General features: G+C 42.0%; 23 protein-coding genes. 12 read left to right on the top strand and 11 right to left on the bottom strand.

Going from position 1 to position 17209, the window contains the following annotated elements; all coding sequences use genetic code 11:
• Positions 1-357: 357 nt before the first annotated feature.
• Positions 358-1119, top strand: coding sequence for a S24 family peptidase (locus H3T75_RS01780; protein ID WP_198210846.1), 762 nt, complete (start codon positions 358-360; stop codon positions 1117-1119).
• 223 nt (positions 1120-1342) lie between these two features.
• Here the strand turns inward: H3T75_RS01780 and H3T75_RS01785 are convergent, their stop codons facing one another.
• Complete coding sequence (locus H3T75_RS01785; RefSeq protein ID WP_084565404.1) at positions 1343-1615, bottom strand: DksA/TraR family C4-type zinc finger protein; 273 nt, start codon at positions 1613-1615, stop codon at positions 1343-1345.
• A 449-nt stretch (positions 1616-2064) separates the two neighbouring features.
• Between H3T75_RS01785 and H3T75_RS01790 the strand changes: the two genes are divergently transcribed.
• Positions 2065-2394 (top strand): four-helix bundle copper-binding protein, encoded by a 330-nt coding sequence (locus H3T75_RS01790; protein ID WP_025331171.1) that lies wholly within the window; start codon positions 2065-2067, stop codon positions 2392-2394.
• A gap of 180 nt (positions 2395-2574) precedes the next feature.
• Here the strand turns inward: H3T75_RS01790 and dapB are convergent, their stop codons facing one another.
• Both dapB and H3T75_RS01800 read right to left on the bottom strand, forming a co-directional pair.
• On the bottom strand, positions 2575-3387 hold the full coding sequence (gene dapB, locus H3T75_RS01795; RefSeq protein WP_198210847.1) for a 4-hydroxy-tetrahydrodipicolinate reductase: 813 nt from the start codon (positions 3385-3387) through the stop codon (positions 2575-2577).
• Positions 3388-3390: 3 nt separating this feature from the next.
• Positions 3391-3750, bottom strand: a complete 360-nt coding sequence (locus H3T75_RS01800) for an outer membrane protein assembly factor BamE (protein ID WP_025331169.1) — start codon at positions 3748-3750, stop codon at positions 3391-3393.
• A gap of 129 nt (positions 3751-3879) precedes the next feature.
• Between H3T75_RS01800 and fur the strand changes: the two genes are divergently transcribed.
• Genes fur through dapD form a run of 3 tightly spaced genes read left to right on the top strand, consistent with a single transcriptional unit; the run spans position 3880 to position 5959 of the window.
• Entirely contained in the window at positions 3880-4314 is a 435-nt protein-coding gene (fur, locus tag H3T75_RS01805; protein WP_025331168.1) for a ferric iron uptake transcriptional regulator, read from the top strand.
• A 29-nt stretch (positions 4315-4343) separates the two neighbouring features.
• Positions 4344-5117 (top strand): leucyl/phenylalanyl-tRNA--protein transferase, encoded by a 774-nt coding sequence (aat, locus tag H3T75_RS01810; protein ID WP_198210848.1) that lies wholly within the window; start codon positions 4344-4346, stop codon positions 5115-5117.
• Between the two features lie 23 nt (positions 5118-5140).
• A complete protein-coding gene (dapD, locus tag H3T75_RS01815) occupies positions 5141-5959 on the top strand; it encodes a 2,3,4,5-tetrahydropyridine-2,6-dicarboxylate N-succinyltransferase (protein ID WP_037475846.1) in 819 nt (272 codons plus the stop codon).
• A gap of 73 nt (positions 5960-6032) precedes the next feature.
• Here the strand turns inward: dapD and H3T75_RS01820 are convergent, their stop codons facing one another.
• From H3T75_RS01820 to H3T75_RS01830, 3 genes are all read right to left on the bottom strand, one after another.
• A complete protein-coding gene (locus H3T75_RS01820) occupies positions 6033-6320 on the bottom strand; it encodes a hypothetical protein (RefSeq protein ID WP_078475131.1) in 288 nt (95 codons plus the stop codon).
• Positions 6317-6733: a phage holin family protein gene (locus tag H3T75_RS01825; RefSeq protein WP_198186292.1), complete on the bottom strand. Its 417-nt coding sequence runs from the start codon at positions 6731-6733 to the stop codon at positions 6317-6319. Before H3T75_RS01825 ends, H3T75_RS01820 begins: the two co-directional genes overlap by 4 nt.
• 86 nt (positions 6734-6819) lie before the next feature.
• Entirely contained in the window at positions 6820-7134 is a 315-nt protein-coding gene (locus H3T75_RS01830) for a YqjD family protein (RefSeq protein WP_025331163.1), read from the bottom strand.
• Positions 7135-7356: 222 nt separating this feature from the next.
• Between H3T75_RS01830 and H3T75_RS01835 the strand changes: the two genes are divergently transcribed.
• The 5 genes from H3T75_RS01835 (at position 7357) to H3T75_RS01855 (ending at position 11086) form a co-directional block, all read left to right on the top strand.
• Complete coding sequence (locus tag H3T75_RS01835; protein ID WP_198211258.1) at positions 7357-8220, top strand: phosphoribosylaminoimidazolesuccinocarboxamide synthase; 864 nt, start codon at positions 7357-7359, stop codon at positions 8218-8220.
• A gap of 578 nt (positions 8221-8798) precedes the next feature.
• On the top strand, positions 8799-9596 hold the full coding sequence (locus H3T75_RS01840; RefSeq protein ID WP_110414425.1) for a polyamine aminopropyltransferase: 798 nt from the start codon (positions 8799-8801) through the stop codon (positions 9594-9596).
• 64 nt (positions 9597-9660) lie between these two features.
• Entirely contained in the window at positions 9661-9996 is a 336-nt protein-coding gene (locus tag H3T75_RS01845) for a ferredoxin (RefSeq protein ID WP_110414424.1), read from the top strand.
• 5 nt (positions 9997-10001) lie between these two features.
• Positions 10002-10637, top strand: a complete 636-nt coding sequence (locus tag H3T75_RS01850) for an alpha/beta hydrolase (protein WP_110414423.1) — start codon at positions 10002-10004, stop codon at positions 10635-10637.
• A gap of 266 nt (positions 10638-10903) precedes the next feature.
• Complete coding sequence (locus tag H3T75_RS01855; protein WP_025331158.1) at positions 10904-11086, top strand: hypothetical protein; 183 nt, start codon at positions 10904-10906, stop codon at positions 11084-11086.
• Positions 11087-11228: 142 nt separating this feature from the next.
• On the opposite strand, the gene purM is transcribed toward H3T75_RS01855, so the two are convergent.
• The 5 genes from purM to rpsP form a co-directional block, all read right to left on the bottom strand.
• On the bottom strand, positions 11229-12263 hold the full coding sequence (gene purM, locus H3T75_RS01860; RefSeq protein ID WP_084552028.1) for a phosphoribosylformylglycinamidine cyclo-ligase: 1035 nt from the start codon (positions 12261-12263) through the stop codon (positions 11229-11231).
• Positions 12264-12645: 382 nt separating this feature from the next.
• Entirely contained in the window at positions 12646-13011 is a 366-nt protein-coding gene (gene rplS / locus H3T75_RS01865) for a 50S ribosomal protein L19 (protein ID WP_025331156.1), read from the bottom strand.
• A 13-nt stretch (positions 13012-13024) separates the two neighbouring features.
• Positions 13025-13771, bottom strand: a complete 747-nt coding sequence (gene trmD / locus H3T75_RS01870; protein ID WP_198210849.1) for a tRNA (guanosine(37)-N1)-methyltransferase TrmD — start codon at positions 13769-13771, stop codon at positions 13025-13027.
• A complete protein-coding gene (gene rimM, locus H3T75_RS01875; RefSeq protein ID WP_078475139.1) occupies positions 13771-14283 on the bottom strand; it encodes a ribosome maturation factor RimM in 513 nt (170 codons plus the stop codon). The genes trmD and rimM overlap by 1 nt, the downstream gene beginning before the upstream one ends.
• A 16-nt stretch (positions 14284-14299) precedes the next feature.
• Positions 14300-14548 carry a 30S ribosomal protein S16 gene (gene rpsP, locus H3T75_RS01880; protein WP_025331153.1) on the bottom strand — a complete coding sequence of 83 codons (249 nt, stop codon included), beginning with the start codon at positions 14546-14548 and terminating at the stop codon, positions 14300-14302.
• A 405-nt stretch (positions 14549-14953) separates the two neighbouring features.
• Here rpsP and H3T75_RS01885 point away from each other — a divergent pair, with 405 nt between their 5' ends.
• A complete protein-coding gene (locus H3T75_RS01885; RefSeq protein WP_025331152.1) occupies positions 14954-15913 on the top strand; it encodes an acetyl-CoA carboxylase carboxyltransferase subunit alpha in 960 nt (319 codons plus the stop codon).
• Positions 15891-17204 (top strand): tRNA lysidine(34) synthetase TilS, encoded by a 1314-nt coding sequence (tilS, locus tag H3T75_RS01890; protein WP_198210850.1) that lies wholly within the window; start codon positions 15891-15893, stop codon positions 17202-17204. Before H3T75_RS01885 ends, tilS begins: the two co-directional genes overlap by 23 nt.
• Positions 17205-17209: the final 5 nt, after the last annotated feature.

A 17209-nucleotide genomic window follows, 5' to 3' on the forward strand; every position in this document is an offset into this window, starting at 1 on the left:
CCCATTTTCTGGCATTTCCTTGCTCATGACAAAATGGTATTATTCATTCAGTGCCAAGCAAGCAAAGTGAATGTTTAGCCAATGTGCGTTATTTAATATTAAATGCAATACTGTAAGTTAATAGTATAGCATTAACGTTAAATTTTTAACGTTAAATTTAATTATATTAAAGTAATTAGTTAATGCTCCTAATATATTTACATACTAAATTATATAGTAAAAGTTATATTTTGCAAGTTTTAATTTAAAGAATGTACCAAAATGTTGCTTTTTTATAATTTTAAAATTGTAAATTATTGTTTGCAAATATATTTTAAATTTGACCTTACATATTTTTTATTTGAAGGTAATTCCCATATGGAAAATTTTAACGTCGGCTTTGTCTCTAGAATGCAGGAAGTAGTAGATATTCTGAAAAGTGTTTCTGAATTAGCAAGAAGAGTAGGGGTTGCTTATCCGACTGCATCTAAATGGGTAAAAGATGGTGCGGAACCAGGTGCCGAAAATTTAATTAAAATAGCTGATGCTGCACAGGTAAGTCTATTATGGTTGGCAAAAGGTCAAGGACCTAAATTTGAAAAGGACAGAGAAAATAATCATAAAGATTGCTATGCAACGCTGTCCAATCCTTTATCTGTGAATACCGGTGCTCACCTCAGTGAAAGCAGTTGTGATTATGCCGGCCGCTCAAATGAAATATATGCCGGAGATTATGCATTTATTCCAGAGTATTCTTTGCAGAATTCATATGAAGTCAATGCCAGTGAGAGTAATGCTTTATGCACATTTGCATTTAATCGTATCTGGCTGAAAAATAACTTGAATGTAGATCCGCAAAAACTGAGTACCTTTATTATCAAAGATGACAGTATGTCCGGAATACTTAATCACGGAGATCATGTACTGATTAATCATGATAAAAAAGAAGGTGGTGATGGTCTGTATGTATTGCGTATAGGAAATAATATACAGGTTAAGCGTACACAGCTGAAACCGAATAATCAATTACTGGTTACTTCTGCTAATAAAGAATACGAAGCATTTACTATTGATCTGAATAATCCTGAGGAAAATTTTGAAATCATTGGTAAAGTAGAATGGTACTGCAGAAAAATCTGATTGGTACTGATAATTCCGGCATTGAAATGCGGTGCTATTGTCTGACTCAATTTATATGGCGGTATTAATACAGAAACAGATCATCACCGGTAAAAAACTCTGTAAGAGGATTAAAACAGACAAACTGCTTTATTTTTACTTTTAATATCCATTGCTATTTATTTTGTTCAATCAAATATACAAAATTGGCAAATGTATTTTCATTGTGTTATTTATACTGAATTTAGCGTAACTGACTGTCTTTGCTGCCACGCCGGTTATATAAACTGAATGTTTTCTGCATTTCCTTATCCCGTTCGGCCTGACAGTGAACACAAAAACGAACGCCCTGAATAGCCTGACGACGCCCGACAGGAATTGTTTCGCCACATTCTTCACAAAATTCTGCGCTTTCATCTGCGGTATCTATTTGCTGGCGTACATGATTGATGGCATCTTCTATTGTGCTTTCAATCTGCTTATTTACCGCATCATCTGATGCCCAGCCGCTGGCCATAATAAACTCCTTCAAAATAATAGATTATTAATATGGAGTTATATTGTATTATTTCAATATATTACTGATTAATATAGATATTTATTGATCATGTAAAGAGGGGGCGAATCTGGATTACTGGATTTTTATGATCAAACATAAAGTTAATCATTGAAACGGTTTTAATATTTTACTTTGAAAGTAATCAATCTGCTTTATGAATGGCTAATCAGAAAATAAAAATTTATATTCTGAAATTATTTTTCTATTATATTTTGCTTACTTACGTGAATAAACAATTTTCACCTGTTATTTGGCATATGAAATACAGATTCGGATAAAACTTAAATTAATCTATCTAAATCATAATTTTATTTACCTGTAAATGGATTGCAATATGCGCTATGGTTTTATAGACTGATTTTGATTTCTCTTGTTAAATCAAAATATTGCTGAATAGGATATCAACCATGGATGCCCAAAAGTTTAAAGAATGTATAGAAGCCTGTAACCGCTGTATTGCTTTATGCCAATATTGTTCTACTGCCTGTCTGCAGGAAGATGATGTCAAAATGATGGCTAAGTGTATTCATCTGGATATGCAATGTGCGGCAATGTGCACACTGGCTGTTAATTTTATGTGCATGAACAGTGCTTTTATCGTACAGGTGTGTCAGCTGTGTGCTGAAGTTTGCCGTGCCTGTGCTCAGGAATGTGGTCGTTTTAAAATGGATCACTGTCAGCGCTGCGCTGAAGCTTGTAATGCCTGCGCGGATAAATGTATGGCTATGGCTGCATAAATAATGAAGTATGTATTGCAAAATTTTTTAAGCCATTGTTTCTGACAATGGCTTTTTTATGGTTGTTATGTTATTGAAAATATAATTAATTTTATACCGTTTTTGGCTCTAAAATGTCTAAAATAAGCAGGGTTAGCCAGATAAATAGCTAACCCTGCTTACTGTGTTTGTCAGATAACTTTATTTCAGACCAAGTACATCCTGCATATCAAACAAACCATGTGGGTGCTGACGCAGCCACACTGCCGCCCGGACAGCACCATTAGCGAAAGTAGCACGGCTGGAGGCTTTATGGCTGATTTCTACGCGTTCACCATCAGTAGCAAACAATGCCGTATGTTCGCCGACAATGTCACCAGCGCGGATAGTTGAAAAGCCGATTGTCTGCGGGTTACGCGCTCCGGTATGTCCTTCGCGTCCGTAAACGGCACAGGTTTTTAAATCACGACCTAGTGCATCGGCAATTACTTCTCCCATGCGCAGAGCAGTACCGGAAGGAGCATCAACTTTATGGCGATGATGAGCTTCGATAATTTCAATATCGTAGCCTTCATTTAATACCCGGGCAGCGGTATTAAGCAGAGCAAAGGTCAGGTTGACACCTACACTGAAATTAGGGGCAAATACAATGCCAATTTTTTCAGCGGCTGAGGCAATGCGTTGTTTACCTGTTTCATCGAAACCGGTAGTGCCGATAACATCATTGACACCAAGCCGTTCACAGATAGCCAGATTATTCAGTGTGGATTCCGGTTTGCTGAAATCAATCAGTACATCGGTATTGTCCAGTACTTTTTCCGGGTCGTGACAAATACTAACGCCCAGCTCCAGACCGATGGCAAACCCGGCATCTAGACCGATAGCAGGGGAAGCGTCGTGTTCCAGCGCGCCGCTCAGAACACAGTCCTGGCGCTGACTGATGCTTTGAATAAGAGCTCTGCCCATACGCCCGTTGGCACCGGCTACAGCAATTCTTAAACGTGATGTAGACATGTTTTACTCCGTTACAGGTACAGGCTGAGCAGTTAAAGCATCACCTTCGGCATGTATCAGTTTTCCGTTGGCATCAAAGTAAAGAGTCAGCTTCTTCTCTTCCTGAATTTCATTGGCACGGGTTATAACAAACAGATAATCCCAGCGGTTGGCATGAAACGGATCACGGAGTAAAGGAGTGCCAAGCAGCATTTGTACTTGTTCACGGCTCATACCGGGCTGTAAAGAGTTCACAACATTCTGGTCCAGCTCGTTACCCTGAATAATTTTCAGTTTGTACGACGGAATTTGTGTCAGTTTTGCTGTGGAGCATGCGCTCAGGCCTAGAACGGCCACTGCCAGCAGGCAGTATATTTTTTTCATACTGATACCTCTGATCCGGGACGAAACAGTTAGCAATGGCGATGGCGACATTGTATGACACCCAGTGGGCAATTGCCTTAAAAGTGCGTATTATAGCGAGTATTATTACTTAGTGGTGAAATAAGCATCATGAATAGCAATGTAGCTCAATTAAAAGATAACGGTTTAAAGGTTACTGGCCCCAGACTGAAGATTCTGGAGCTATTTGAAGCCCAGCCTGAACTGCATATGAGTGCAGAAGATGTATACCGGCGCCTGCTTGATGAAGGCGTGGAAATCGGTGTGGCCACCATTTATCGTGTGCTTACCCAGTTTGAACAGGCCAATATTCTGTTACGCCATCATTTTGAAACCGGTAAAGCCGTATATGAATTAAATCGCGGCGGTCATCATGATCATCTTGTATGCATTAAATGCGGTAAGGTAACTGAATTTTGCAGTGAAGAAATTGAAAAGCTGCAAAAGAAGATTGCTGATGATAACGGTTACCGTATTGTAGACCATGCTTTATATATGTATGGTGTATGCACTGAGTGCCAGCAGTTTGACAATAAATATCTGTGAAACTGAAATAAAGGGCAGGATATTCAAGTATGAGTCAGCCTGAATACCGCTTACGTGTTCCGGTTCTGAGCAGGAATAATCTGGATTTTCCAGATATTGAAACTGCACAGCAACAACGTGACGGATTGGTGGCTGTTGGCGGCGATTTATCTCCTGCCCGAATACTGGCTGCATACCGGCAGGGTGTTTTCCCTTGGTATTCACCTGATGAGCCTATTATGTGGTGGTCTTTTGCGCAGCGGATGGTACTATTTCCGGCAGAGCTGAAAGTCAGTCGTTCTCTGGCGAAAAATCTGCGCAATAAGCCTTATGCCGTGACCATGAACTATGCTTTCCGGCAAGTGATTGCCAACTGCGCCCAAACGCCGCGCCCCAGGCAGAACGGTACATGGCTGAACGCAGAAATGCAGCAGGCTTACTACTCGTTACATCAGCAGCAGTATGCTTGTTCATTTGAATGCTGGTATCGGGATAAAGGTGGCAATACGATTCTGGCTGGAGGCTTATACGGCGTGCTGATCGGGCAGATATTCTATGGTGAATCCATGTTTGCTCATGCTTCGGATGCTTCCAAAATAGCTTTTGTGCATGCCGTGCATTATTTGCAGCAACAGGGCGTACCGCTGATAGATTGTCAGGTTTACACTGACTACTTAGCCAGCTTCGGTGCCCGTAAAATTCCTTATGCGGAATTTGCAGCTTGTCTGCATAAGTTTAATCCGCGTTCACTGACACAGCCAGACTCTTTCAAACCACAGATACTGGCAGATAATGGTGTTATACCCTTGATAATCCGGAACTGAATTATTGATTATAGGAATATTGTATGTCTTTACAACAAGTAATTGAAACTGCTTTTGAAAACCGCGCTGAAATTACTCCGGCTTCTGTAACTGCCGAAGTAAAGGAAGCTGTAGCTGAAACTTTACAGCAACTGGACAGCGGACATCTGCGTGTGGCTGAAAAACAGGGTAATCAGTGGCTGGTAAATGAATGGGCCAAAAAAGCAGTATTGCTGTCTTTCCGGATTAGTGACAATGTACTGGCAGATGATGCAGTCAATCGCTATTTTGATAAAGTACCTACTAAATTTGCCAACTGGACTGGCGCAGATTTTCAGCAGGCAGGCTTCCGTGCAGTTCCGGGTGCAGTAGTACGTGCCGGCAGTCATATTGGTAAAAATGTAGTACTGATGCCTTCATTTGTTAATATTGGTGCATTTGTTGATGAAGGTACGATGGTTGATACATGGGCAACGGTAGGTTCCTGTGCTCAGATTGGTAAACATGTTCACCTGAGTGGCGGGGTAGGCATAGGTGGTGTACTGGAACCTTTACAGGCAGCACCAACAATTATTGAAGATAACTGTTTTATCGGCGCCCGTTCTGAAATTGTTGAAGGGGTAATTGTCGAAGAGGGCAGTGTAATTTCGATGGGTGTATTTATTGGTCAGTCTACTAAAATTTATGACCGTGAAAGCGGTGAAATCACTTATGGTCGGGTACCAGCGGGTTCTGTTGTGGTTTCAGGCAGTCTACCGGCAAAAGATGGCAGCCATAGCCTGTATTGTGCAGTAATTGTCAAAAAGGTAGATGCCAAAACCCGTGCTAAAACCAGTGTTAATGATTTGCTGCGTGGAATTTAAGTTTATTCAGGTTTTATAAATAAAAGCCTCTTATTTGCTGGTAAGAGGCTTTATCTTTATTATCTGTTGTATTTTAACGTATATTGCGGCTAATTTTATTGGCTATCAGGGTAGCCGCGGTTAATACTGCACCCACCAGCAGCTTATTGCGCCAGCGTTTGGGTTTGTTCGCCAGCTTAAGTGCCAAACCTCCTGCCGGAATTTTATCCACAATATTCAGCGAGCGCTGCCATAAACGTGATTTATGGGTATTATCGCCATTCCTGAGCTGCTCTGCGAGTAATTTTAATCTCGTACCTTGTGCCTGTATGTCCAGCAATTCGCGTTGTTGTGCGATATTCAGCTTATCAGATTTACTCATGGTCGTCTGTGTTCTCCATTGGCTTCATGCTTGCCGGTGTGTCTGAGATAGCTGAGATCTTCACTCATTGCATCCAGTGTTTTTGTCATAAACTGGCTTTGCTTGCGTAACAATTTAATAATTAATATAGTCAGAAGCAGAATCAAAAGTAAAAACAGAATGGCAAGACCAAAAAATACCCATACTTTAGCCTGAGGGGAAAGTACAGTATTCAGACCGAATAATAAACTGATAAATCCCAGAAAAAACATTACTCCGGCAAGTACAACAAGTACCATCAGTACAATAATACTTTGCAGCTGGACAATCGCATCCAGGCGCAGCATACGTAAGCGAATCCACAATAACTCAGTGCCATAAGTCAGCCAGATTTTCAGCTGACGCAGGTCACGACCAAGATTGCCTATACTCATGGTATATTATCCGTTAAAAAGTAAATTATATTCAGGCAACCGATTGTCAGACCAGATTGCCTGAATGAACTTATGCCGTAAGTTGTTTAGTGTCTGCAACGTCCCAGCAATACACCGGCAAGAAAGCCGACTGCGGCAGCAACACCCATAGCATAGTATGGTTGTTCATGTACCAGCTCATCAGTGCGTTCAGCTGTAGCACGGGCTTTTTCTGCCAGTGTACTTTCGATATCGCACAGTTTGGATTTGGTATTGCTTAGTTTTTTACGAAACTGATCTTTCAATGCTTTAGCCTGATCAGACCCGTTGTCGCCGGCGTTTTCATATAAATCTTCAACTTCATCCAGTACAGAACGTACTTCTTTCATTAAATCTTTTTTTTGTGAATCAAAATCAGCCATGGCAATTCTCCTTCCAATTGGCGTGGAATTTATCTACGATTTAACATCAGCAACCGGCTTAACCCTTGCAGTACGGCAAACAGACTGTCTGTTGTATTGCAATATCGGTTAAAATAATCATTGGCTGCTAACATTTGTTGCACAATGATTACCTTAGCACAAGGTTATTGATTTGCACAGGTATATTATATTGGCGATTAACCGCTTGAATAGAGGTAGATGATGACTGAGCTGGCGCTGGAAAAAATATATTCGGGTAAAGTACGCGATTTGTATGCAATTGACGAGAAACGCATGCTGATGGTAGCTACAGACCGCTTATCGGCTTTTGATGTAATTTTACCTGAACCTATAACAGGAAAAGGCGAAATTCTTACCCAGATATCCAATTTCTGGTTTAAAAAACTGCAACATATTATGCCTAACCATTTTACTGGTGAAACAGTTTATGATGTGCTGCCACGCCAGCAGGCTGACGAAATTGCCAAACGGGCAGTTGTGGTAAAAAAATTAAGCCCGTTGAAAATAGAAGCTATTGTTCGCGGTTATCTTTCTGGCAGTGGCTGGCGTGATTACCAGCAAACCGGAGCTGTTTGCGGAATTAAATTGCCAGCCGGATTACGGGAAGCTGAACAGTTACCAGAGGTAATTTTTACTCCTTCGAGTAAAGCTGCTGTAGGCGACCATGATGAAAATATCAGTTTGTCACAATGTGCTTCTCTGTTGGGAAAAGAACTGTCAGAGCAGGTAAGTGCTAAGGCGATTAAGCTATATTCAGAAGCCGTGGATTATGCACGCAGTAAAGGCATCATTATTGCCGATACCAAATTTGAATTCGGTTTGGATGAGAATGGTGTTTTGACGCTTATGGATGAAGTGCTTACCCCGGATTCCAGCCGTTTTTGGTCTGTAGACAGTTATCAGGTTGGTAGCAATCCGCCTTCATTCGATAAACAGTTTATCCGTGACTGGCTGTTAGAGTCCGGTTGGAATAAACAACCACCGGCACCACATATACCGGCAGACATAATTGCCAAAACACTGGCTAAATATGAAGAAGCCCTGCATCTGATTGCCGGAGCATAAAATATTATGAATGGCAGGCAAGCGGTCCTGCCAGTATCATCCTATGTATATCAGCTCATACTCTTTCCGACAGGAATATTGAGTAGTCGGGTATAGTTTGCCTGCTTTTATTGCTGATTTAGAGCACTATTATCTGATTGTGCTTTGCTTGTGATTTTGCTTATAACAGCACTAATCAGTCTATTGACCTTATTCTGTATCTGTACTTGTTAAATCTTACAACACAGATAGTTATTAAATTACCTCTTGGATATTTTACAAATCTCATGATAGGTAGTTTGTGATTCAGCAATACAAATGGAAACACCGGATTTATAGGTTGCAGTACCAGAAAATTGATTCAATAAACCATTTGCTATCAAAAGTGACATATTACTTTATAAAACAAAAAATCTGTTATAACTATATAATACACCACCAACTGGCCTCACTGTATTTGCTGTTTATTCCAGTCTTATCAGTGAGGCTAATATTATTTTTAAACGGTTTACTGCTAATCTGATATTGAATATTATCAGACTGCATATTAGCCATCCGGCCAATTGCTACTTTATTGTTATCTGATGACGGAAATTACTATGCCACAACACCCCTATCGTCGTTTACGTCCTGCGCACTATGAGTTACCCGAAGTAGGCATATCCGAGTCAGGCAATATACGCTCTCTCCATCTGGGTACGTCTACTATACAAAGTTCTATGAATGTCGATGATCCGGCAGAACTGGTGCTATCGTATAGCCGGGCTATGATGGCATGGTTATTATTTGCCGACAGTATGCCCCGGCATATTACCCAAATAGGTTTGGGCGGTGGTTCATTTGCACGCTGGATAGATGCTTACCTGCCTGATACCTGTCAGACTGCTGTCGATATCAACCCTCAGGTTATCAGCATTGCCCGCAGTATGTTTGAGCTGCCATTTGAGGGCGAAAAATTCGAAATTATTGAAGACGACGGTGCCGAATACATCAAGATACTGCGAGGAAATACAGATATCATTCTGGTTGATGGCTTTGATGGTGAGCAGATTATTGACAGTCTGGTTGCTGAACCTTTTTTTGAGGATTGCCGTCAGGCACTGAGTGAGCATGGCATCTTTGTTACTAACTGGTGGCAGGGTGACAAGCGGTTTCAGACTTTTGTACGCCGGTTGCGTAGTGTATTTGACAACAGAGTACTAATGGTGCCGGCTGAAACTCATGGCAATATTGCCGTACTGGCCTTTCAGCAGCCACCTTCAGTACGTGACTGGGATAAACTGAAAAAACGGGCTGCACAGCGTGCAATTGAATTTAATCTGGATTTGCCTGCTATGCTGGCTTCAATTAAAGCTCAGCAATCACACAGCAATCGTGTGCTGACATTTAATGATTAAATATTTCATACTGGCAAAATGGATATTGCCGGTGTGAACAGAAACAAAGAATAAAGGAAAACCCGTGAGTTATTATGCTAAACATCTTTTTGTCTGCACCAATCGCCGAGATAATCCGTGTCGCCAGAGCTGTGGAGACGATGATGTTGGTGCAGATGCAGTTGATTATCTCAAAGGTCATGCTAAGGCCATGGGGCTGATGGGAGTAGGTAAGCTGCGTATCAGTAGTGCCGGCTGTCTTGGCCGGTGTGATGAAGGGCCGGTTATGGTGCTTTATCCGCAGGGGCGCTGGTATACCTATGTAGACGAAAGTGACCTGCAGGAAATATTGGATGAAGAACTGGCAAACGATCGTGTTGTTACCCGATTGTTAGTGGATAAACCTGAAAGTAATGAGTAAATCTGATGCTGAAGCAACAACCGAACATCTGGATTAACGGGCCGGCAGGGCGGCTTGAAACTATTTATTTACCCGCGCAGGGTACTGCTTGTGGTGTGGCTGTAATTAATCATCCCAATCCTTTACAAGGCGGGCTGAATACCAATAAAGTGGTACAGACAGCAGCAAAAGCACTTACAGGAATGGGTTTTCACTGTTATCTGCCTAATTTGCGTGGCGTTGGTAATAGCGAAGGAGAGCATGATTATGGTCGCGGTGAAGTGGCAGACTGCCTTGCCGTGGTTGACTTTGCCCGTGCTCAGCATCCGGAAGTTAGTAAACTGGTATTATCCGGTTTTTCTTTTGGTGGCTATGTAGCCTTGTTCAGCGCGCTTACAGCAAGGCCGGATGCCTTATTGCTGATGGGTCCGGCTATAGGTATGTATACTATCGATGCACCCAGTGCCTATAATCCTGCTACTACATTACTGATTCATGGTGAAAAAGATGAAGTGGTACCGTTGCAGAACAGTCTGAACTGGGCTGAAGGGCAGGACTTGCCCATATTGGTTGTACCCGGTTCCGGCCATTTTTTTCATGGCAAATTAATTTTACTGCGTCAATGGATTGAAAGGCTATTTCCGGCATTATTAACGAAATAAACGATGATATGCCTTTTGCCGGCAATTATCTGATGTTGGCAAAAGGCTATATTTAATTATTACAGTTTTTAAAAAATATAAGCTATTATTATTTCAATTAACTGATTCTATTATTTTATTAATAATTAATCTTCATAAATAGATTTTAATATTTAATATATACATGTTTGATTAAAATCAAATATTAATATATGCATAAATTGCATTTAATTTTACTATTTAATTATAATAAATTTACTTATTAAAGATAAATAACAGGAGAAGCAATGAAAAATTGGGTTTTAGCTTTTAGTGCTGCTATTTTTATGTTTAGTGTATTTAACCCAGCTAATGCCAGAGGTCGTGAACCATGTTCTGGTAAAAAAGGGGGTATTTCCCATTGTGCCGGTACAAAATTTGTATGTAATGATGGCAGTTACAGCGCTTCTAAAAAAATTTGCAGGCGTTAATATATCATTTGTAATATATATTATGACATAGTAAATAGGCAGCCAGACATGGCTGCCTGTGTTTATAAATTTAATAATATTACTAAGAAAATATTCTTAACCTGAAAATTTATAAATTTAAATCAGTTATTAAAATTATCCTTTAATTTATCTGGGTTTGATGTTCGTCCCCTTGACGAGAACGAATACGACCTATCTGATAAACAGTTTCGCCTTGTTGCTGTAAAAATTTCTGTATCGCATCTGCATCTTCTGCACTCACCACCAAAACCATACCAATACCGCAATTAAAAGTGCGGTACATTTCCTGAATTTCTACATTTCCAGCTTGTTGCAGCCATTGAAAAAGTTTGGGTAATGGCCATGATTGAGAATCAATGGCGGCCACGGTGTTTTCAGGAAGAATGCGGGGTACATTTTCACTGATACCGCCACCGGTAATATGAGCCATACCTTTGATGGTAAATTGCTTTAGTGCCGCCAGAATAGGTTTTACATAAAGCCTGGTCGGGGCAATGATTGCCTGGCGCAATGTTTTACCTTGATTAAATTCAGCGTCAAGCTCAGGCTGGGCACGTTCGATAATTTTACGAACCAGTGAGTAGCCATTGGAGTGAATACCGTTTGAAGCCAGACCTAATACAACATCACCTGCAACAATGCTGCGTCCGTTAATTACCTGTTCTTTTTCTACAACGCCAACTGCAAAGCCGGCCAGATCATATTCGCCATCGGGGTACATGCCCGGCATTTCTGCAGTTTCACCACCAATCAGTGCACACCCGGACTGTTCGCAACCGGCTGCAATGCCTTTAATAACAGCAGCGGCACGTTCAACATCTAGTTTGCCGCAGGCAAAATAATCCAGAAAGAATAATGGTTCTGCCCCTTGTACCAGAATATCATTGACACTCATAGCTACCAGATCAATGCCTACGGTGTCGTGCTGATCCCATTCAAAGGCCAGTTTCAGTTTGGTACCTACACCATCGGTACCAGAAACCAGTACCGGGTGGCGATATTTCTGGCTGATTTCAACCAGAGCACCAAATCCGCCCAAATCACCTAATACTTCAGGCCGCATGGTACGCTTAGCAAATGGTTTAATTCTTTCAACCAAAGAATCACCAGCATTAATATCAACACCGGCATCACGATAACTCAGGGACTGGCTCATTTGGTGTGTTTCCTTTGGGTAAGACAAAGCAAGTTAAATTAGGATGGAGTAAACCAAAAACCGGATAATTTTAACATTTTTCACCTTTTGCCGGTGTGTAAATTATTAGAGTTTGTGAGCAGAGGATAGGCGTGGCTAGCATTCACAGATTTGGATTATTTCTGTCAGAGAAATTAATTTTTAAAAATTCAATTATCTATTCAGTATTTTTTATATAACACTATTTCAATAAATATTTATTGATTATTTTATGCTATTTAAAAGCTCTGACATTTTCTGTTTTACCAGTTTGACCGAAAACATAAAGAAAAAGGCCGAATCTGATGATTCGGCCTGAGTATTAGCTCTGCCACAGGCAGCTAATAGTAATTGTAAATACTGCTTAGGCTTTACGAGCCGGCAGTTTTTCACGGATGCGGGCAGCTTTACCGGTTAAGCCACGCAGGTAGTACAGTTTGGCGCGACGTACATCACCACGACGTTTAACTTCGATTTTTTCAACGGCTGGAGAATATAACTGGAATGTACGTTCTACACCTTCACCGCTGGAAATTTTACGAACGATGAAGTTACTGTTCAGACCACGGTTACGACGGGCGATTACAATACCTTCATAGGCCTGTAAACGGGTACGGCTACCTTCAGTAACACGTACAGAAACAACCACGGTATCACCTGGTGCAAAAGCCGGAATTTCTTTATTCAGGCGAGCGATTTCTTCTTGCTCTAATTGTTGAATTAAGTTCATATTAAGCTTCCTATTATAATGGGATATCCCGTTCCTCTTGTCTGATCGTCTGCAAGAGTCTGGATTCCTCTGGGGTTAATTCACGATCGACCAGTAAATCTGGACGGCGTGTCAGTGTGCGCCTGAGCGCCTGAGTTAATCGCCACTGTGCGATTAAAGCATGATTACCGCTACGTAGAACGTCGGGAACTGTCTGCTGACGAAATTCTACAGGACGGGTGTAGTGTGGGCAATCAAGTAAACCATTGGCAAAAGAATCTTCTACTGCTGAGCGTGTATCGCCAAGTGTGCCGGGTAACAAACGGATTACTGCATCCATTAATATCATTGCCGGCAATTCACCGCCGGAAACCACAAAATCACCAATACTGATTTCGGTTACTTCGTTGCTGGTCAGGATGCGTTCATCAATACCTTCATAGCGGCCGCACAGTACAATCAAAGCTTTTTCTCTGGCCAGATTTGCTGTCTGTGCATGATTCAGTGGCTTGCCCTGCGGACTCATATAAATCAGCCGTCCTTCGGGACAAGTCTGTCTGGCTGTATCAATGGCTGCCTGTAAGGGCGGAGCCATCATAATCATTCCCGGACCACCACCAAACGGCCGGTCATCAATATAACCCAACGGGTTATCAGCGAACTGGCGCGGATTAATGGTAGCAAATTCCCATATACCTTTTTGTAATGCACGACCGGTTACGCCACTGCCGGTAAGGGCTGTAAACATTTCCGGAAACAGAGTAATGGCCTGAATGTGCATCAGTAATCACTGCCCCAGTCAACAACAATTTGCTGTTGAGGCAAGTTAACTTCATCAATGTACTGTGAGACAAAAGGAATCAGTTTACGGCCAAAAGCACCATCTACTACCAGTACGTCATGCGCACCGGTTTGCATTAATGAACTGACAGTACCCAGATTTTCCTGTGTACGGTTATGTACCTGCATTCCGATCAGGTCTGTCCAGTAATACTCATTGTCATCGGTTTCGGCAAAGCTGGCGCGGTCTATTTCGATGGTAAAGCCGCGCAGTAATGCTGCGCTGTCACGATCGGTTATGCCGTCAAATCTTACCTGTAACTCATCGCCGCTGATTTTGCTTTCGGCTATGCTTACAGTTTTAATCTGGCCATCTTTACTCAGCTGCCATTGCGGATAGTCGAGCAGGCTATCAGTATATTCAGTATCAGAATGGACTTTCACCCAGCCTTTTACTCCGAACACACCTTTTATATAGCCCATTGCTACCCATTGTGGCTGTGTACTATTCATTTGCTTTACTGCTAAATCAGGCCGCAGCCTTTTGTTCTTTAACCAGCTTGGCAACAGCTTCGCTTAATTGCGCGCCCTGACCAATCCAGTGGTTCAGACGGTCTGCGCTCAGACGTACGCGTTCCTGTTTCTCGTTGGCAACAGGATTATAAAAACCAACGCGTTCGATAAAGCGGCCGTCACGGCGGTTGTGTGAGTCTGCTACGACAATGTTATAGAAAGGACGGTGTTTAGAACCACCGCGAGCCAAACGGATAACTACCATAGTGTATTCCTTAGTGAAAAAATCGAAGTAATTTTATTCTGCCAAGATAACAGAAAATCGCTAATTTTAGTGGGTAATTCCTAGTCTTGGCAAGCTGTTAATGCATATTTGTTGCGTATATAGTGTTTCGGATCTGCTTGTTATTGGATGTTTATTTAATTAGCATTGCTGCTGAGGCGTGTGGTTTAAGTTGTTGCTATATCAGCTTAAATTGATAGAAAACGCTAAAGTGTAATTCGGATGCGCAGGTGGCTGTAGAGATGTTTTTTTATAATTATATTTTATAAATCATATTGTTATTATTATAATCTATAATTGTGCTATCAGGTTTTTATTAATAAGGGCTGCATAGCTTCATTTCTTCGCGTATCATAGCTGATACATGTTTTTGCGGATATTTTAACAATGAAACAGATTTTTTTGGATTTTGAACAACCTATAGCTGAACTGGTACAGAAAATTGATGAATTGCGCTTTGTACAGGATGAATCGGCTGTGGATATATCCGAAGAAATCGCGCGCCTGAAAAAGAAAAGCGACGATTTAACCAAAAATCTTTTTGCCAAACTGACGCCGGTGCAAATTTCGCAGGTATCCCGTCACGCACAGCGTCCGTATACCTTAGATTATATTGATGCTCTGTGCACAGATTTTGAAGAATTGCACGGGGATCGTGCGTTTGCAGACGATGCTGCCATTGTTGGCGGTTTGGCACGCTTTAATGGTGAAAGCGTAATGGTTATTGGTCATCAGAAAGGCCGTGATACCAAGGAAAAAATTCGCCGTAATTTTGGTATGCCTAAGCCCGAAGGATACCGTAAAGCTCTGCGTCTGATGAAGCTGGCAGAAAAATTTCAAATTCCTTTGCTAACCTTTATTGATACACCGGGAGCTTATCCGGGCATCGGAGCGGAAGAAAGAGGACAGTCTGAAGCCATCGGCCGTAATTTATACGAGCTGGCACGGCTGCGTGTACCGGTTATCTGTACAGTGATTGGTGAAGGCGGTTCCGGCGGGGCTCTGGCAATCGCTGTAGGTGATTACATCAATATGCTGCAATTTTCGACTTATTCAGTGATTTCACCTGAAGGTTGTGCATCTATTCTATGGAAAACCGCTGAAAAAGCTCCGGAAGCTGCTCAGGCTCTGGGGATTACTGCCAAACGCCTGCATGATTTGAAATTAATTGATACTGTGATTGAGGAACCTCTGGGAGGAGCACATCGTAATTATCCGGAAATTATGCAACGGGTAAAATCGGTGCTAACCCGTCAGCTGCAAGATGCTAAAGGCAAACAGTTGTCGACATTGCTAAGCCGGCGTTTTGATCGTCTGATGAGCTATGGTCAGTTCAGCGGTAAGTAAATTATGTGAGAGTATTGCACAACAATGGTCAGCCTCTATGGCTGACCGTTGTATTTTGGCAGTGGGTCTCAGCGGTGGGTTGGATTCAGTGGTATTGTTACATGCGCTGACTCAGTTGCGTGATAGCCTGCCGATACAGATATCTGCAATTCATGTGCATCATGGTTTGAGCAGATATGCGGATGAGTGGGCTGCATTTTGTGAGCAATTATGCGCATTGTGGTCAGTTCCGCTGCAACTGGTCAGGGTAGATGTGCGTGCGGCCGGAGAGGGATTGGAAGCCGCTGCGCGTAAAGCACGTTATCAGGTTTATGCTGATAGTGAGGCTGATGCGGTAGTATTGGCGCATCACAGAGATGATCAAATTGAAACTTTTTTTTTGGGGGCTCTGCGCGGTGGCGGTTTACGTTCGCTTTCAGCTATGCCGGCGATACGTTCATTAACTGAACATACTGTTATCTGGCGTCCGCTATTGCATTTTTCCCGGCAACAGCTCAAGGCATATGCAGATGCCGCAGGACTTGGACATATTGAAGATGACAGTAATAGTAATTGTGCCTATTTACGCAACTGGCTGCGTCTGGACGGTTTGCCATACTGGCGCAAACATCTGCCACATCTGGATAGCCAGATAGAAGCGGCTGTAGAACGTTTACAGGATGAACTGTCCTTATTAAATGAAATAGCTGAAGCTGACTGGACTATGCTGCATGCGCAGCAAAAAGGATTTCAAATACCGTTATGGCGTAATTTAAGTGAATCACGCCGTCGGCAGCAATTGCGTTTATTTGCGCAAAAGCATTGTTTGGGAATGTCTACGTCTGCGGCTCTAACAGAATTTGCACGACAGTTGATGGAAAGCAAAAATGGAGCACAATGGGCTTTACCGCATGCGCGTGTGGTCTATTATGATTCCAGATTATGGATTGATAAGTATGATGTAAGCGGGCAGTGGCACTGGTATGGATTGTTACCGGTGTCCAGTCAGAAACTGGTTACTGCCCGTTATCTGCAATGGAACCGGCATCCTTTTGGTTTGGCGGAAACTGATGCTGCGTGGAGAGTGCGTCAGGCAGATAATGAAGATACTATTGTTCTGAGAGGAGGGAGAAAAAAAGTTAGAAAATTATTACAAGAAAGGAAGATCCCTCCTTTTATGCGTGCTGTCTGGCCGGTTTTATGTGACTCAGACAATCAGTGTATCGCTGTTATTAATGTTGCTGTTAGTATTGACAGAGGTATAACTGACGGATGGATGCCAATTATGGAGGACTTGCCTCTAAGGCTGTAAAACTT

This window comes from Snodgrassella sp. W8135 (assembly GCF_016101225.1).
Lineage (GTDB): Bacteria > Pseudomonadota > Gammaproteobacteria > Burkholderiales > Neisseriaceae > Snodgrassella > Snodgrassella alvi.

Excerpts from the sequence above, each read along its gene's own strand:
- H3T75_RS01840 (WP_110414425.1), top strand. The coding sequence starts at position 8,799 with ATGCCACAACACCCCTATCGTCGTTTACGTCCTGCGCACTATGAGTTA.
- H3T75_RS01820 (WP_078475131.1), bottom strand. The coding sequence starts at position 6,320 with ATGAGTAAATCTGATAAGCTGAATATCGCACAACAACGCGAATTGCTG.
- rpsP (WP_025331153.1), bottom strand. The coding sequence starts at position 14,548 with ATGGTAGTTATCCGTTTGGCTCGCGGTGGTTCTAAACACCGTCCTTTC.
- H3T75_RS01800 (WP_025331169.1), bottom strand. The coding sequence starts at position 3,750 with ATGAAAAAAATATACTGCCTGCTGGCAGTGGCCGTTCTAGGCCTGAGC.
- H3T75_RS01855 (WP_025331158.1), top strand. The coding sequence starts at position 10,904 with ATGAAAAATTGGGTTTTAGCTTTTAGTGCTGCTATTTTTATGTTTAGT.
- H3T75_RS01825 (WP_198186292.1), bottom strand. The coding sequence starts at position 6,733 with ATGAGTATAGGCAATCTTGGTCGTGACCTGCGTCAGCTGAAAATCTGG.
- H3T75_RS01835 (WP_198211258.1), top strand. The coding sequence starts at position 7,357 with ATGACTGAGCTGGCGCTGGAAAAAATATATTCGGGTAAAGTACGCGAT.
- H3T75_RS01830 (WP_025331163.1), bottom strand. The coding sequence starts at position 7,134 with ATGGCTGATTTTGATTCACAAAAAAAAGATTTAATGAAAGAAGTACGT.
- aat (WP_198210848.1), top strand. The coding sequence starts at position 4,344 with ATGAGTCAGCCTGAATACCGCTTACGTGTTCCGGTTCTGAGCAGGAAT.
- fur (WP_025331168.1), top strand. The coding sequence starts at position 3,880 with ATGAATAGCAATGTAGCTCAATTAAAAGATAACGGTTTAAAGGTTACT.
- dapB (WP_198210847.1), bottom strand. The coding sequence starts at position 3,387 with ATGTCTACATCACGTTTAAGAATTGCTGTAGCCGGTGCCAACGGGCGT.
- H3T75_RS01850 (WP_110414423.1), top strand. The coding sequence starts at position 10,002 with ATGCTGAAGCAACAACCGAACATCTGGATTAACGGGCCGGCAGGGCGG.
- purM (WP_084552028.1), bottom strand. The coding sequence starts at position 12,263 with ATGAGCCAGTCCCTGAGTTATCGTGATGCCGGTGTTGATATTAATGCT.
- dapD (WP_037475846.1), top strand. The coding sequence starts at position 5,141 with ATGTCTTTACAACAAGTAATTGAAACTGCTTTTGAAAACCGCGCTGAA.
- tilS (WP_198210850.1), top strand. The coding sequence starts at position 15,891 with ATGGTCAGTTCAGCGGTAAGTAAATTATGTGAGAGTATTGCACAACAA.
- rplS (WP_025331156.1), bottom strand. The coding sequence starts at position 13,011 with ATGAACTTAATTCAACAATTAGAGCAAGAAGAAATCGCTCGCCTGAAT.
- H3T75_RS01780 (WP_198210846.1), top strand. The coding sequence starts at position 358 with ATGGAAAATTTTAACGTCGGCTTTGTCTCTAGAATGCAGGAAGTAGTA.
- H3T75_RS01885 (WP_025331152.1), top strand. The coding sequence starts at position 14,954 with ATGAAACAGATTTTTTTGGATTTTGAACAACCTATAGCTGAACTGGTA.
- H3T75_RS01785 (WP_084565404.1), bottom strand. The coding sequence starts at position 1,615 with ATGGCCAGCGGCTGGGCATCAGATGATGCGGTAAATAAGCAGATTGAA.
- H3T75_RS01790 (WP_025331171.1), top strand. The coding sequence starts at position 2,065 with ATGGATGCCCAAAAGTTTAAAGAATGTATAGAAGCCTGTAACCGCTGT.
- trmD (WP_198210849.1), bottom strand. The coding sequence starts at position 13,771 with ATGCACATTCAGGCCATTACTCTGTTTCCGGAAATGTTTACAGCCCTT.
- rimM (WP_078475139.1), bottom strand. The coding sequence starts at position 14,283 with ATGAATAGTACACAGCCACAATGGGTAGCAATGGGCTATATAAAAGGT.